The organism is Cellulomonas sp. NPDC089187, assembly GCF_040685135.1.
In the GTDB taxonomy this organism is placed as follows: Bacteria; Actinomycetota; Actinomycetes; order Actinomycetales; family Cellulomonadaceae; genus Cellulomonas.
In genome coordinates this window covers 179680-192819 of the sequence record NZ_JBFBHI010000004.1, presented here as the reverse complement: position 1 = coordinate 192819, position 13140 = coordinate 179680, and the positions used below count along the sequence as shown (strand labels likewise).

Sequence of the window (13140 nt, the reverse complement as noted above, 5' to 3'; positions counted from 1 at the left end):
TCAGGCTCACGTCTCACGTCTCACGGATCAGGGGCGGGGTTGTGCTGTTCCAGGTGCTTCTTTCGGTCGATTTCTGCCCACGCCTCACTGGCGTTTGGCATCGAGCGGAGGCGGGCTGGTCGCCACGCTTCTGGCCGAGGTGGTACATGCGTAACATACGGACCTCGGCCGCGGGGGCCCGCGAGTGCGCAAACCTCATAAATGAATCTTTTTCGGATATCCGCAAGCGTATATCCGGTGGCCAGAATCCTATCCTTCCCCATGTCATGGAGGGTGATCGCGTAGCCGGGATCGTGAGGCAGGAGGAGGAGGACTTCGCTTCCCAGTGGAGCGGGGTGCCCTTTTACAAAGAAGTCGACACCGTTGATCAGGCCAAGCGAGATGCACTCGGAATAGATCGAGTCCATAGAAACATCGGCTTCATTCATTGAGCTTAACTGCCTTTCATCTCAACGATAATGTGTTCGGCTTCCAGTTCCCACTGAGCCAGAGCTCGCTCGACGGGGCTGCCGTTCACTTCCTCCACGATAAGGAATCTGTACTGAGTTCCACCTCCGCTCTGGCCAAAGTATGGGGCCACGGTGGATGATTCGATGTGGACGGTTCCATCGCTCAACAGGGGGTGTGTCTGATCGATCGTCCACTGGCTCCGTGGAGAGCTTAGCCGGTCAGGAGGGAGCGATCGCTGACCGAAAGGTGTATCCAGCGGTGCGAAGTATTCGCCGCCGGCACCACCGACTCGATCCAACGGGGGCATCTCTGTTGGATCGACGGTTCGGTTGGTACCAGGGACTGCGCCGTCGAATCCCGGCCAGTCCCAGCGCGTGGTGCCGGGTTGGGGATCATACTGCGAGTGATATTGATCAATAAAATCGTCTCTACTCAATCCGCCGAACGGATCGTAGTCGGGCTCTGTAATCGAGTAATTGTCCCGGTGAATACGGGGATCGATGATCTGGTCCCACGGGTTCGAGGGGGTTTCGTCGGTGACTCGAAGTCCACTGGGGTGCCGTGTCGCTGGCGTCGCGGAGGGTGCATCGGCCCCACGCGGCCGCAGCCGCAGCGCACCCGCCAGCTCGTCCAGCACCCCCTTCAGCCCGTCGACCAGCTCCCGCAAGCTCCTCGCAGAGGTCACCACATCGGTCACGTTCTTCCCGACGCGAGAGGCGAGCGCCGCGACTCGTGTTGCGGCCTGCTCGACCACCAGAGGTGTGGCCAACCCGAGGGTGAAAACGAGCTCGACCGCGTAGGAGATGAGGGATCCGACGATGCTGGCCAGCGCATCGCGCACGACGTCGTGGACGATCTGGACGATGGTGGAGCAGGTGTTAAGGGCGGAGGCCACTGCGTCGGCGCTCTCGCCTGCTGCGCGGATGCGGTCGGCGAGCGCGTGGGCCGTTGAGGCGTACCGGGTGACGGCCTCGCCGGACATTCCCTCCAGGTCGGCGGTGACGACACGGTCGAGTTCATCTCCGGCCGCGGTGAGCGCACCGGCGACATTCGTCCATGTCCCGGCATAACCGAGGACTTGGCCAGCGTCACCGGTGAGGTCGTTGAGCCAGCCCTTGAGGGGCTCAAGGTGCTCCATTAACCAGCCGAGGCCCGCGCCGATCAGGGAGCCCAGCGGGTCGGAGACGGTGGCGGCGACGTCTAGGCCGACGGCGAGGGTCGACAGTCCGGTGGCGAGCCAGTCCTCGTTCTTGATCGAGGTGGTCAGGGATTCGATGGAGTCGAGCAGCCCGGCACCACCGAAGGCGGTGGAGGTGTCGACGGCGTCGGCGACGAGCGGGTTGGCGCTCACGGGAGCGCCCGGTGCAGAACACGCATCGTCTCGGCAACCGAGCGGTCGGCGTCCTGATAGGCCACGGCCATGGCGCGGACCTCGGCGGCCACGGTGCGTGCGGTGCTCTGGGCGGCGTTGATCGCCGACCGGGCGCTGGTGTCCGTGTTCGATATGGCCAGCGGGAGGAAGGCACACATCAGGCCGAATGCCCCACCGGAGAGGCTCGTCGTGGCGGCGGCGTTCTGCGCGGTCGCGATGTCGCTGGCGACGACCTCGACTCGGTGCGAGTGCCGCACGAGCATGTCGATGTCGACGTCGAATTCGTCGCTCACAGCTGCCGGGCCGCCACTTCGTTCCGTAGGTGCTCGGTCAGTTGGGAGTCGGCACCGAAGGAGTCGGACATCAGGTCGACGGCCTGGCGTCCGGCCTCGGCACCGGCGCGGCGAACGGTGTCGAGGGTGAGGCGGGAGAGCTCCCGTGCGGAGAGTCGGAGCGCGTCGTCGGTGAAGGTGAGGTCGGTCAGTCGGCCGCTGGGGTCGACGACTGCGGCGACTTCACCACGTGGCGAGCGTGCGGCACCGCGGATGGCGTCCATCTGCTGGCGCACCTCGGTGGCACGGGCGGCACGCTCCTGGGCTGCGCCGATGTCCTGCTGGATGCGGGCGAGGACGGTATCGGGCTCGTGGAAGGCGGGCACATTTCGGACGCTAGGACCAACCGATGGGTCGCGTGCTGCGAAATCTACGGGTTGAGGGGTCACACAGCCTGATGGAGTAGTCGCACGGATGTGTGCAGGTGGTGACTCCGAGGCGTGCCATCCGGGGTGCCCTTGTCATCCTTCGCGACCGCTTGGGTCGGTGTAATCGTCGTCAGATCGCGTTGGGCTTATTGGGTCCAACGGGTGGTGATGTCAGGGTGATGCGATATCGGCGTGCCTTTCCCTCACGCGATGTAGGACACGTGTCCGGGCCACGAACCGTCCGCCGTGAACTGCCGCAGTGCCTTGGACGCGATCCCGCGTGCGTATCGGCGTGCGCTGGGTTCACCGTGAAAATCCCACTGGCCTTCGCCCGTCGCCGATACGGTTAATCGGCCGGCGAAGTCACCGCGCAAATCGGGACCGCTGACCTCGTAGGTCGCCTCGTCGCCGTTGCTGCTCTGGAGGATGCCGAAGGAGTTGACGGCCACGTCACTGTTCTCCCTGCATCGTCGTGTCCACTCGGGCTCCAGTGCTACACCCGCACCCCCACCACATCCCGGATCACCCGCCCGGCGTCCACCCCGCGCTGCTCGAACCGCGTGACCGGCCGTGCCGCCATCCGCGGCGCGTACCCCGCGTGTGGGTTGCGCAGCAGGGGTTCGGCGTCGATCACCTCGACCATCTGTTCGGCGTAGGGCTCCCAGTCGGTGGCGCAGTGCAGTGCCCCGCCGGGCCGCAGTCGGCTGGCGATGAGTGCCACGTGGTCCGGGGCGATGATCCGGCGTTTGTGGTGCCGGGCCTTGGGCCAGGGGTCGGGGAAGAACACGTGCACGGCGTCCACCGAGTCGGGGGCGATCACCCGCAGCAGGTCGAGTGCGTCGCCGTGCGCGAGCCGGAGGTTGGTGAGCGCGCGGTCCTCGATCAGGGTGAGGAGGTGGGCGATGCCGGGTTGGTGGACCTCGACGGCGAGGTAGTCGCGGTCGGGATCGGCGGCGGCCATAGCAGCGGTGGCGTCGCCCATGCCGGAGCCGATCTCGACGACCACCGGGGCGTGACGGCCGAACAGCGCGAGGGTGTCGAGGTGCCCGTTGTCGGTGAGCGGCGGGAGGCCGAGTTCGGGGTCGTGGACGGAGATGCCGAAGGTGGGCCAGAGGCGTTCCAGGGCGTCGGCGCGGTGTACACCGAGTGGGGCGCGGCGAGGGTGGAAGGTGCGGATGGCGCTGCCGGGATGCTGCGGCGCGGGGTGGAAGTCGCTGCCGGGGCGCTCGGGTGGGTGCACGGGGTTGAGGGTAGTGCGGCCCCGTACGCGAACCGCCTCAGCCCGCTGCGACCCACTCCACCCCGGTCGACTCGGCCGGCAAGGTCACCGACCCAAAGTCCCCGATGGTCACGGTGAGATCACCGCCGGTGTCGCCGCCGTCCGGCAGGGCGACCACGGTGGTGGCGGGCACGTAGTCCAGGGTGCAGGGCCCGTCGGTCGGTTCGGGGAAGGCGACGGTGACCGTGCCGTCCGCGCCGGTGGCCAGCGGCTCGGGGACCTGCGGGCAGGTGGAGGAGCCGAAGGTGATCACGGCGATCAGCCCGTCCTCCTCGGTGCGCAGGGCGCCGGCGGTGGCGTCGTTGGCGGCGGGGTCGACGCCGGTGGGCAGGCCGATGACGGTCGACCCGGCGGTGAGGTCGAGGGCGACGCCGGTGTCCGGGTCCGGGGTGGCGGTGACGGTGGCCTCGGCGGTGGGGGTGCTGCCGGAGTCGCTGTCGGTGCCAGAGGCGCAGGCGGACAGCAGGCCGATCACGGCGACGGCGGCGAACAGGGTGCGGTGCATGGTCACTCCGGGGTACTGGGCTCGTCAGTGGACATCAGATAGAACCGCTCACCGAAGGGCCCGGTCAGTCCGGCGATCCGGCCGTAGGGGCTGTCCTCGGGGGCGTGGCGCACGCTGCCGCCCAGGTCGAGGGCGGTGGCGACAGAGGCGTCGGTGTCGGAGACGGCAAAGGTGACGACCCAGCGGGCGATCTCCGAACCGCCACCCATGCCGCCGAGCGGTCGGTCACCGGTGGCGAAGGTGGCGTAGTCGAATCCGGGGGCGCTCATGTCGTCGTAGTGGTAGCCGAACAGCACCCGGTAGAAGTCCTGGGCGGCAGCCAGGTCCCGGGACATGTGCTCGTTCCAGACCATGGCACCGGGCTCGTTGACCACCTGCGCACCAATGTCCGATCCGGCCTGCCAGAGGGCGAAGACCGCCCCCTGGGGGTCGGCGATCACCGCAAGGTCCCCGAACTCCATCACCGGCATCGGGGCGAGCAGCACCTGGGCTCCCGCGGCGGCGGCCCGTGCGGTGGCGGCGGTGACGTCGGCGGTGCTCAGGTGGGTCAGCCACGCGGTGGGGGCCTCGGACATCGGCGGGTTGAAGGCGGCGGCGGTGCGGCCGCGCAGCGAGGCGGTGGTGTAGTGGTTCATCTCCGCCGGTCCCCGCTCGAAGGTCCACCCGAACAGCGGGCCGTAGAACGCCTCGGCGGCGTCTAGGTCCGGGGCGTTGAGCTCGGCGAAGGAGGGGGTGCCCTCGGGCCAGGGCTGGTCGCGCACGGTCATGACGCACTCCTCAGGTCGGCTGAACACTGACACTCATGACAGCACGCGGGGTGTCGGATCGCCTCCCCTGAATGACGATCCAACACCCCGCGTTCTCGGTCGGTGTGAGAAGCCGACCGAGCCTCAGGCAGCGACGGTGCTGCGCCCCAGTCCGGCGAACTGCCACCCGGCGGCCCGCCAGGCGGCGGCGTCGAGTTTGCCGCGGGCGTCGATCACCCGCGGTGACTGGGTGAGCGGTGCCAGGGCGCGCGGGTCGGCGGCCAAGAACTGGTCCCACTCGGTCAGCACCAGGACGACGTCGCTGCCCTCCACCGCCTCCTCCACGCTGGTCGCGTAGGACAGGGTGGGGAAGGACCGTCGCGCGGTGTCACCGGCCTGCGGGTCGTAGACCGTCACCTGAGCGCCGCGCAGGTGCAGGGCGGCGGCCACATTGAGCGCGGGGGAGTCCCGCACATCGTCGGTGTGCGGCTTGAACGCGGCACCGAGCACGCCGATCCGGTGGTTGAGCACCGAGCCGCCGCAGGCCTCGATGGCCAGGTCGAGCACCCGTTCACGCTGGCCCATGTTGATCTCGTCCACCTGTTGCAGCAGTGCGGAGGCCCGGTAGGCACCGAGCTCGTTAGCGCGGTGCATCAGGGCACGGATGTCCTTGGGCAGGCAGCCGCCACCGAAACCGAGCCCGGCGTCCAGGAACTGCCGTCCGATCCGCGCGTCGTGCCCGAGGGCGTCGGCGAGCACGGTGACATCGGCCCCGGCGGCCTCGCAGACCCCGGAGATCGCGTTGATGAAGCTGATCTTGGTGGCCAGGAACGCATTGGCAGAGACCTTGACCAGCTCGGCGGTGGGCAGGTCGGTGACGACCACCGGGGTGCCCTCGGCGATGGGCCCGGCGTAGACCTCACGCAGGGTGCGCTCGGCGGCGGGGCTGGTGCCGCCGAGCACGATCCGATCCGGGTGCAGGGTGTCCTCGACGGCTTTTCCCTCCCGCAGGAACTCCGGGTTCCACACCAGCTCGACCCGGACGCCGGCGGGTGCCTGCGCGGCGACCAGCTCCCGCAGTCGGGCCGCGGTGCCGACCGGGACCGTGGATTTGCCGACGATCAGCGCGTCCGTGGTGAGGTTCCGGGCGATGGTGGTCGCGGCGGACTCGACATAGGACAGGTTGGCGGCGTGCGAGGTCTTCTGCTGCGGGGTGCCGACGCAGATGAAGTGCACATCACCCCAGGCGGCGGCCGCGGCGAGGTCGGTGGTGAACCGGAGACGACCGGTGTCCAGATGCTTGGCGAGCAGGGGGTCGAGTCCGGGCTCGTAGAACGGCACCTTGCCTGCGGACAGGGCGTCGACCTTCGCTTGGTCGGTGTCGGCGCCCCACACCTCGAATCCGAGTTCGGCCATCGCGACGGCATGGGTGGCACCCAGGTATCCGGTGCCGAAGACGGCGATCCGCGGGGCGGGCGGTGGTGCGTCGATGCCGGTGGCGGACAGTTCGGCGGCATCCAGGAACTGGTCGTTCATGACGGTCTCCTCGGTGGGGCGGATGCGGATCTGACGGCGGGTGGGGCGGGTCATGGGGTGGTCCCGGTGCTGCTGGGGGACGGGGTGGGTGTGGCGGTTCCCGACAGGGCACGGCCCGATGTCGCGAGCGGGGACGGGGCCGAACTAGACGAAGCCGAACCAGACGAGGCTGAACCAGACGAGGCTGAACCAGACGGGGCCGACTCCGATGGGGCAAGGCTGGACGGTGCCGAGCTGGACGGGTGAGGGCCGGACGGGCTGGCACTCTCCGTCGCGGGTGCCGTGGCGGGAGCGGCGGACGAGGCGGCGGCGCTCACCCGCAGTGGTGTCCCACCGAAGTTCCGTGCCGGGTGGGCGATGCCCGTGCTGAATGCCGCCAACGAGTTCGCCCGGGAGTCCACCCGCCAGTCATTGGTGGACAGCTGCCCGTCGACGTAGGTGGTGACTGCCAGGTTGAACCAGGCGAAGCCGATCACGTCGTCATTGCGACCGGGATCGAATCCGCTGAAGAACGAGCGCACCCAGGCGGGTTTGGTGCCGCCGGTCTCCGAGGCGCCGACCTCCGCGAGCAGGATCTTCTTGTCGGTCAGCTGCCGCAGCTGATCCAGGGTGCGGTCGTAGGTGTACTCGAAGGTTGCGTTGTTGTCGGCTTTGTAGGGCGGACGCTGGTACCCGGAGACCCCGACCCAGTCGACGTAGGCGTCACCGGGGTACAGGCCCTGCAAGGTGTCGAGGCCCTGCTTGGCGGTCGGGAGGTTGTTGACGATGTTCGGTGACCAGACCCAGATCACGTACTGGTTGGCACCGGCGGCCTGGAAGATGTCGTGCACATGCCGCCACATCGCCACAAAATCGCCGGGGCGGTTGCCGTTGATGGCGGCGCCGGAGCCGGTGGTCTCGGCCCAGGGGTACCAGACGCCGTTCATCTCGTGATCGAGTCGGATGGCCAATGGCAGACCGGTGGCGACGATGTCGCGGGCGTACTGGGTCAGGTAGGCGTCGAACTCACCGTTGATGATCTTGGGCAGGGTGTAGTCCGGCTCCTCGATGACGTCGTTCCCGGCGGTGATCGGTCGGGACTCCCAGGTGAGCATCGGCAGCAGACCGCGATCCCAGGCCCGGGTGACGGCGTTGGCGCGGAAGTCCTGGTCCCATCCGCCGAAGTAGCCGACCAGGTTCTGGCTACGACCGACCTCGTTCGCGGCGTCGTCGAAGGTGGCCCAGTTGAACGGTGCCTGGTCGGTGTACATCCCGTAGTACCGGGTGCTGGGGTTCACCAGGGCGGCCTTGCTGGGCGCGCTGGGCTTGGTGGCCGGTGCGGGCGCGGCGGGGTCGGCGGGTTGAGGCGCGACCGGGTTGGCCGCTCCCTCGGCGCTGCCCGGCGCGGGGGCGGTGCCGGCCGTGGTGCGCGCCCCGGAGGCGCGGGTGCCACCGGAGCTGCGTCGCGACGAGGAACCCTCGGGCTCGCTCTGCCGGTTCGCCTCGGCCTCGGCCCGTGCGTCCTCGCCCTTCTTGCGGGCGGCCTGCTCCTGCTTGACCACATCGCGCAGGGCGTCGGACTGGGAGCGGGAGACGTCGAGTTGGTCCTGTAAGCGCTGGTTCTCGGCCAGCAGCTCCTGCTCGCGGGCGGTGATCTCGGCCGGGGTGTCCTGTCCGGTGACGATCGAGGTCACCGTGGGCAGGTTCCACACCACCAGGGTGATCGCCAGCAGTGCGGCGGCGATCGACACCGTTGCGATCCGGGCCTTGGTGGTCATCCGGCCCATTGACGGTGCCCACCAGGCCTTGCCCGGGTCGGCACCCGGGCCGGTTAGCTTGATCGGGGAGTCAGACATAGAGCAGCGCCTCCAGGGAGAAGAGCAGCACGGCGATGCCGTAGGGGATCGCGGCGAGCGGGTTGAGACGTCGACGCCTCGGGGTGGGCCGTGGTGCGGGGGTGCGGGTCGCCCGGCGGGTCTGCTCGATGGCCGGTGCGGCAACCGGTGCCAGGCGGGTCTCGGTGGCGAGTGCCGAGCGGCGGCCAGGGGCCGACGTCGACGTGGTAACGGGTGAGTCGGGTTGATCGACCACATCCATCGGGGCGGGACGGCTCATCAGCTCCAACTCGGCGAGCAGGCCCTCGTCGGAGTTCTCGCTCTGCGGGGCCGCCCCCGGGTCGCCGCCTGCATAGGCACCGGCGCGGGTGCCCCAGCCGGAGGCGTGCGCCATCCGCAGGAATCCCAGCAGTCGTACCGGCATCAGAAAGAGCGTCGAGACGATGATGAAGATTGGCAGCCGGAAGAAGTCGCTGGGTACCTCTTGCAGGTGTCGGATCTGCCGGATCGCCATGGACAGCACCGAGGAGGTGACCATCAGCGCGATCACCCAGAACCACCCGGCATGGGCGCCGTAGGCCTCCAACACTGCCTGGTAGAGGTTCACCCCGGTGCCGGTGGCCGACCGGTAGATCCAGCCCGCGATGGTCCCAACCAGCAGGAATGGCAGCAGGATGTCGGCCAGGAAGAACACCGCAAGGATCGGCGCGTGCCCGAGCATCCAGGGCAGCATTCGCAGGGTGTTGTACTGACTGCCGCGCGCCCAGCGCAGTTGTTGCTTGAACAGCTTCTTCACCTGCAACGGGGCGTCGGTGTAGACCAGCGAGGTGTGCTGGTAGACCGTCCGGTACCCGGCCTTCAGCGTCAGGTTGGTCAGGGTCCGGTCGTCGGAGACCTCCAAGAACACACCCATGAACCGCTGGGTCATGAAGTCGTCCATGACCTGCATCAGGATCGAGCGGCGGAACGCGATGGTCCGTCCCGGCAGGCAGCCCACCTGGCCGAGCACCGACTGGGCGGGCATCGAGTACAGCGACCGGGAGTTCTCCAACCAGTCCGCCCAGCGGGTGATCCAGGACCGGGTCGGCTCGAGGATGCGCTGTCGGGTGGTGACGCCGCCGATCTTGGGGTCGGCGAAGGGTTTGACCAGCTCACGCAGGGTGCCGGGCGTCCACACCGTGTCCGAGTCGAGCAGCACGGTGATGTCGAACCGGGACAGTTCGGTGCCGATCTTGACCGCGTTGCGTTTGCCCGGGATCGGGGTGTGCACCCAGCGGACCAACGGCGCGAACTCCTCGCAGACCGCCTCCAGTCCGGGGTTGGGCTGGCCGTTGATGACGACGATGACCTCGTCCGGACGCTGCTCGGTCACCCGACTCAGCACGTCCCGGAACAGGTCCAGCGGCTCGTCCACCACCGGCACGATGACGCTGGTGGTCTCGTGGTGGTCCTCGATGTAGGGCCGGTAGCGGCGGGAGAGGCCGACTTTCAGCAGCCAGAGCGCCCAGACCAGGGCGGAGAACACCGTGAACAGGTAGAGCTCTGCTTGGTCGTCCAGCATGTGCCGGATCTGCAGGATGAAGATGAACATGGACGTCACCTCGGCTATCGGGAGCGATGGGCTCGGATGCCGTCGGCGACGTTGGCGCGGCGTGGAATGCGCTTCCCCGGTCACGGGACGTCGCCGGCTGCGGACGTCGTGGTGGGGGAGCTGCTCTGTGACGGACGTGCGGGTGGTTCACTCGGGAGGGTGAACGGTGCGGGGTCGAAGGAGCGGCTGAGCCCCGGCTGGTGTGCCTCGCCGGGGTGGAACCAGACTGTGACCGGACTGTGCGCCCTGGCAATCGTTACCCACTCCGATGTGAGATGTATCACAGCTAGACGCCCGATATGCCCACTAACAACCGATTTGAAATCGCTGAAATCAGACATAACCCCGCACGATGTATCGCCATGCGGACGTCCGAGTCGACCCTCTGAGGCGGTCAGAGCACGACTGACCCTGCGTCATCGGGGCACTGACTCGCGCACTCCCTCGCGTGGCAGGGTTGAGCGGAATAGACTCAACTTCGCTCGGGTTGAGCCCTTCAGCACCATCACCAGAGGAGGGACGCAGTTGGACGCGAAGTTCACCACCAAGTCGCAGGACGCCATCGGCGACGCCATCGCGCAGGCGACCGCCGCGGGCAACCCCCAGATCGAGCCGGCCCACCTGCTGAACGCCCTGCTCCAGCAGGACGGCGGCGTGGCCAACGGCCTGCTCGACGCGGTGGGGGCGGACCGTCAGGCCATCGGTCGCCAGGTCCGCGCCGTGCTGGTCGCGCTGCCCAGCGCCACCGGCTCCACCGCGACCCCACCCACCGCCTCGCGCGCGCTGGCCACCGTGCTGGACGCCGCCTCCGACGAGGCCCGCACCCTCGGTGACGACTACGTCTCCACTGAGCACCTGCTGATCGCGCTCGCCGCGGGGCAGACCGGTGTGGCCGACGCGCTGCGCGGTCAGGGTGCCTCCCGGGACGCGCTGCTGGCCGCACTTCCCTCGGTCCGCGGCAACGGCAAGGTCTCCAGCCCCAACCCCGAGGGCACCTACAAGGCGCTGGAGCAGTACGGCGTCGACCTCACCCAGCGCGCCGCAGACGGCAAGCTCGACCCGGTGATCGGCCGCGACTCGGAGATCCGTCGGGTGATCCAGGTGCTGTCCCGTCGCACCAAGAACAACCCGGTGCTGATCGGTGAGCCCGGCGTCGGCAAGACCGCCGTAGTCGAGGGCCTGGCGCAGCGGATCGTCGCCGGTGACGTGCCGGAGTCCCTGCGCGGCAAGCGGCTGATCTCGCTGGACCTGGCCGCGATGGTGGCCGGTGCCAAGTACCGCGGTGAGTTCGAGGAGCGGCTCAAGGCCGTGTTGGAGGAGATCACCTCCTCCGACGGTGAGGTCGTGACCTTCATCGACGAGCTGCACACCGTGGTCGGTGCCGGCGCGGGCGGTGAGGGTGCGATGGACGCGGGCAACATGCTCAAGCCCATGCTGGCCCGCGGTGAGCTGCGCCTGGTCGGTGCCACCACGCTGGACGAGTATCGCGAGCGGATCGAGAAGGACCCCGCCCTGGAGCGGCGCTTCCAGCAGGTGTTCGTCGGCGAGCCGTCGGTGGAGGACACCGTGGCGATCCTGCGCGGCTTGAAGGAGCGCTACGAGGCACACCACAAGGTGACCATCTCCGACGCGGCCCTGGTCGCCGCCGCCGGACTCTCCGACCGTTACATCACCGGTCGTCAGCTGCCGGATAAGGCCATCGACCTGGTGGACGAGGCGGCATCCCGACTGCGGATGGAGCTGGACTCCTCCCCGGTGGAGATCGACGAGTTGCAGCGCGCCGTCACCCGGCTGGAGATGGAGGAGGTCGTGCTCTCCGAGGCCGACGACCCCGCCAGTCAGGAGCGGTTGGAGAAGCTACGTGCCGATCTCGCCGACCGTCGCGAGGAACTGGCCGGACTGACCGCACGCTGGGAGTCGGAGAAGGCCTCCCACAACCAGGTCGGAGACCTCAAGGCCAAGCTCGACGAGCTGCGTTCCGCGGCGGACCGGGCTCAGCGTGAAGGTGATCTGGCCGCGGCTGGTCGTCTGCTGTACGGGGAGATCCCGACCATCGAGCGGCAGATCGCCGAGGCGGAGCAGGCCGAGCAGGCCCCGCAGCCCGAGGCGCCGATGATCGCGGAGAAGGTCGGTCCGGACGAGATCGCCGAGGTGGTCGCCGCCTGGACCGGAATCCCGGCAGGGCGACTGTTGGAGGGTGAGACCGCCAAACTGCTCCGGATGGAGGAGGTGCTCGGCGAGCGCCTGATCGGGCAGAAGGACGCGGTGGCCGCGGTGTCGGATGCCGTGCGCCGTGCCCGGGCGGGCATCTCCGACCCGGACCGGCCCACCGGCAGCTTCCTGTTCCTCGGCCCCACCGGCGTCGGTAAGACCGAGCTGGCCAAGGCGCTGGCGGACTTCCTCTTTGACGACGAGCGGGCGATGGTCCGGATCGACATGTCCGAGTACGCCGAGCGGCACGCGGTGGCCCGACTCATCGGTGCCCCGCCCGGCTACGTCGGCTACGAGGAGGGCGGTCAGCTGACCGAGGCAGTCCGGCGACGCCCCTACTCGGTGCTGCTGCTGGACGAGGTGGAGAAGGCCCACCCCGAGGTCTTCGACATCCTGCTCCAGGTGCTCGACGACGGTCGGCTCACCGACGGGCAGGGCCGCACGGTCGACTTCCGGAACGTGATCCTGATCCTGACCTCCAACCTCGGCTCGCAGTTCCTGGCCGACCCGCTGCTGGAACAGTCCGCCAAGGAGGAGGCCGTGATGGGAGTGGTCCGGCAGCAGTTCAAGCCGGAGTTCCTCAACCGGCTGGACGACGTGGTGATGTTCCAACCGCTGTCCCTGGCGGAGATCACTGAGATCGCCGACTTGCAGGTGGCGGCCCTGGCCACCCGGCTCAAGGACCGTCGACTGCACCTGGACGTCACCCCGGCGGCCCGGGAATGGTTGGCCATCGAGGGATTCGACCCGGCCTACGGTGCCCGACCGCTGCGCCGACTCGTCCAGCGTGAGATCGGCGACCGCCTGGCCCGGCTGCTGTTGGCCGGTCAGGTGCACGACGGCGACACCGTGCGGGTGGACCGCCCGGCCGGTGACGTGGCCGGGCTGGAACTGACCCGTGTGGAGCCGGTGAACGCCTGAGCAGGAGGCCACCGG

11 protein-coding genes are annotated in these 13140 nt (G+C 68.6%); 1 reads left to right on the top strand and 10 read right to left on the bottom strand.

The features are described from left to right. Nucleotides 1–433: 433 nt before the first annotated feature. The 10 genes from AB0N78_RS12140 to AB0N78_RS12095 all read right to left on the bottom strand — a co-directional run bounded on the left by AB0N78_RS12140 (nucleotide 434) and on the right by AB0N78_RS12095 (nucleotide 9993). Nucleotides 434–1801: a TNT domain-containing protein gene (locus AB0N78_RS12140; RefSeq protein ID WP_363390375.1), complete on the bottom strand. Its 1368-nt coding sequence runs from the start codon at nucleotides 1799–1801 to the stop codon at nucleotides 434–436. After that, nucleotides 1798–2115 (bottom strand): type VII secretion target, encoded by a 318-nt coding sequence (locus AB0N78_RS12135; RefSeq protein ID WP_363390372.1) that lies wholly within the window; start codon nucleotides 2113–2115, stop codon nucleotides 1798–1800. Before AB0N78_RS12135 ends, AB0N78_RS12140 begins: the two co-directional genes overlap by 4 nt. Next, on the bottom strand, nucleotides 2112–2480 hold the full coding sequence (locus AB0N78_RS12130; RefSeq protein WP_363390369.1) for a YbaB/EbfC family nucleoid-associated protein: 369 nt from the start codon (nucleotides 2478–2480) through the stop codon (nucleotides 2112–2114). The genes AB0N78_RS12135 and AB0N78_RS12130 overlap by 4 nt, the downstream gene beginning before the upstream one ends. Nucleotides 2481–2725: 245 nt before the next feature. Continuing rightward, nucleotides 2726–2971, bottom strand: coding sequence for a hypothetical protein (locus AB0N78_RS12125; protein ID WP_363390366.1), 246 nt, complete (start codon nucleotides 2969–2971; stop codon nucleotides 2726–2728). A gap of 44 nt (nucleotides 2972–3015) precedes the next feature. Next, nucleotides 3016–3762: a tRNA (guanosine(46)-N7)-methyltransferase TrmB gene (gene trmB, locus AB0N78_RS12120; RefSeq protein WP_363390363.1), complete on the bottom strand. Its 747-nt coding sequence runs from the start codon at nucleotides 3760–3762 to the stop codon at nucleotides 3016–3018. Nucleotides 3763–3799: 37 nt separating this feature from the next. Beyond that, nucleotides 3800–4306 carry a hypothetical protein gene (locus AB0N78_RS12115; RefSeq protein ID WP_363390360.1) on the bottom strand — a complete coding sequence of 169 codons (507 nt, stop codon included), beginning with the start codon at nucleotides 4304–4306 and terminating at the stop codon, nucleotides 3800–3802. A gap of 2 nt (nucleotides 4307–4308) precedes the next feature. After that, nucleotides 4309–5073 (bottom strand): VOC family protein, encoded by a 765-nt coding sequence (locus AB0N78_RS12110; RefSeq protein ID WP_363390357.1) that lies wholly within the window; start codon nucleotides 5071–5073, stop codon nucleotides 4309–4311. A gap of 123 nt (nucleotides 5074–5196) precedes the next feature. Beyond that, a complete protein-coding gene (locus tag AB0N78_RS12105; protein ID WP_363391448.1) occupies nucleotides 5197–6588 on the bottom strand; it encodes a UDP-glucose/GDP-mannose dehydrogenase family protein in 1392 nt (463 codons plus the stop codon). A gap of 50 nt (nucleotides 6589–6638) precedes the next feature. After that, nucleotides 6639–8423 carry a glycosyl hydrolase gene (locus AB0N78_RS12100; RefSeq protein ID WP_363390354.1) on the bottom strand — a complete coding sequence of 595 codons (1785 nt, stop codon included), beginning with the start codon at nucleotides 8421–8423 and terminating at the stop codon, nucleotides 6639–6641. Next, nucleotides 8416–9993, bottom strand: a complete 1578-nt coding sequence (locus AB0N78_RS12095; RefSeq protein ID WP_363390351.1) for a glycosyltransferase family 2 protein — start codon at nucleotides 9991–9993, stop codon at nucleotides 8416–8418. The genes AB0N78_RS12100 and AB0N78_RS12095 overlap by 8 nt, the downstream gene beginning before the upstream one ends. 525 nt (nucleotides 9994–10518) lie before the next feature. On the opposite strand from AB0N78_RS12095, the gene clpB reads away from it, so the two are divergent. Then, complete coding sequence (clpB, locus tag AB0N78_RS12090) at nucleotides 10519–13125, top strand: ATP-dependent chaperone ClpB (protein ID WP_363390348.1); 2607 nt, start codon at nucleotides 10519–10521, stop codon at nucleotides 13123–13125. Nucleotides 13126–13140: the final 15 nt, after the last annotated feature.

Coding starts and splice junctions, on each gene's coding strand:
- AB0N78_RS12115 (WP_363390360.1), bottom strand. CDS start 4,306: ATGCACCGCACCCTGTTCGCCGCCGTCGCCGTGATCGGCCTGCTGTCC.
- AB0N78_RS12110 (WP_363390357.1), bottom strand. CDS start 5,073: ATGACCGTGCGCGACCAGCCCTGGCCCGAGGGCACCCCCTCCTTCGCC.
- AB0N78_RS12105 (WP_363391448.1), bottom strand. CDS start 6,588: ATGAACGACCAGTTCCTGGATGCCGCCGAACTGTCCGCCACCGGCATC.
- AB0N78_RS12100 (WP_363390354.1), bottom strand. CDS start 8,423: ATGTCTGACTCCCCGATCAAGCTAACCGGCCCGGGTGCCGACCCGGGC.
- AB0N78_RS12095 (WP_363390351.1), bottom strand. CDS start 9,993: ATGTTCATCTTCATCCTGCAGATCCGGCACATGCTGGACGACCAAGCA.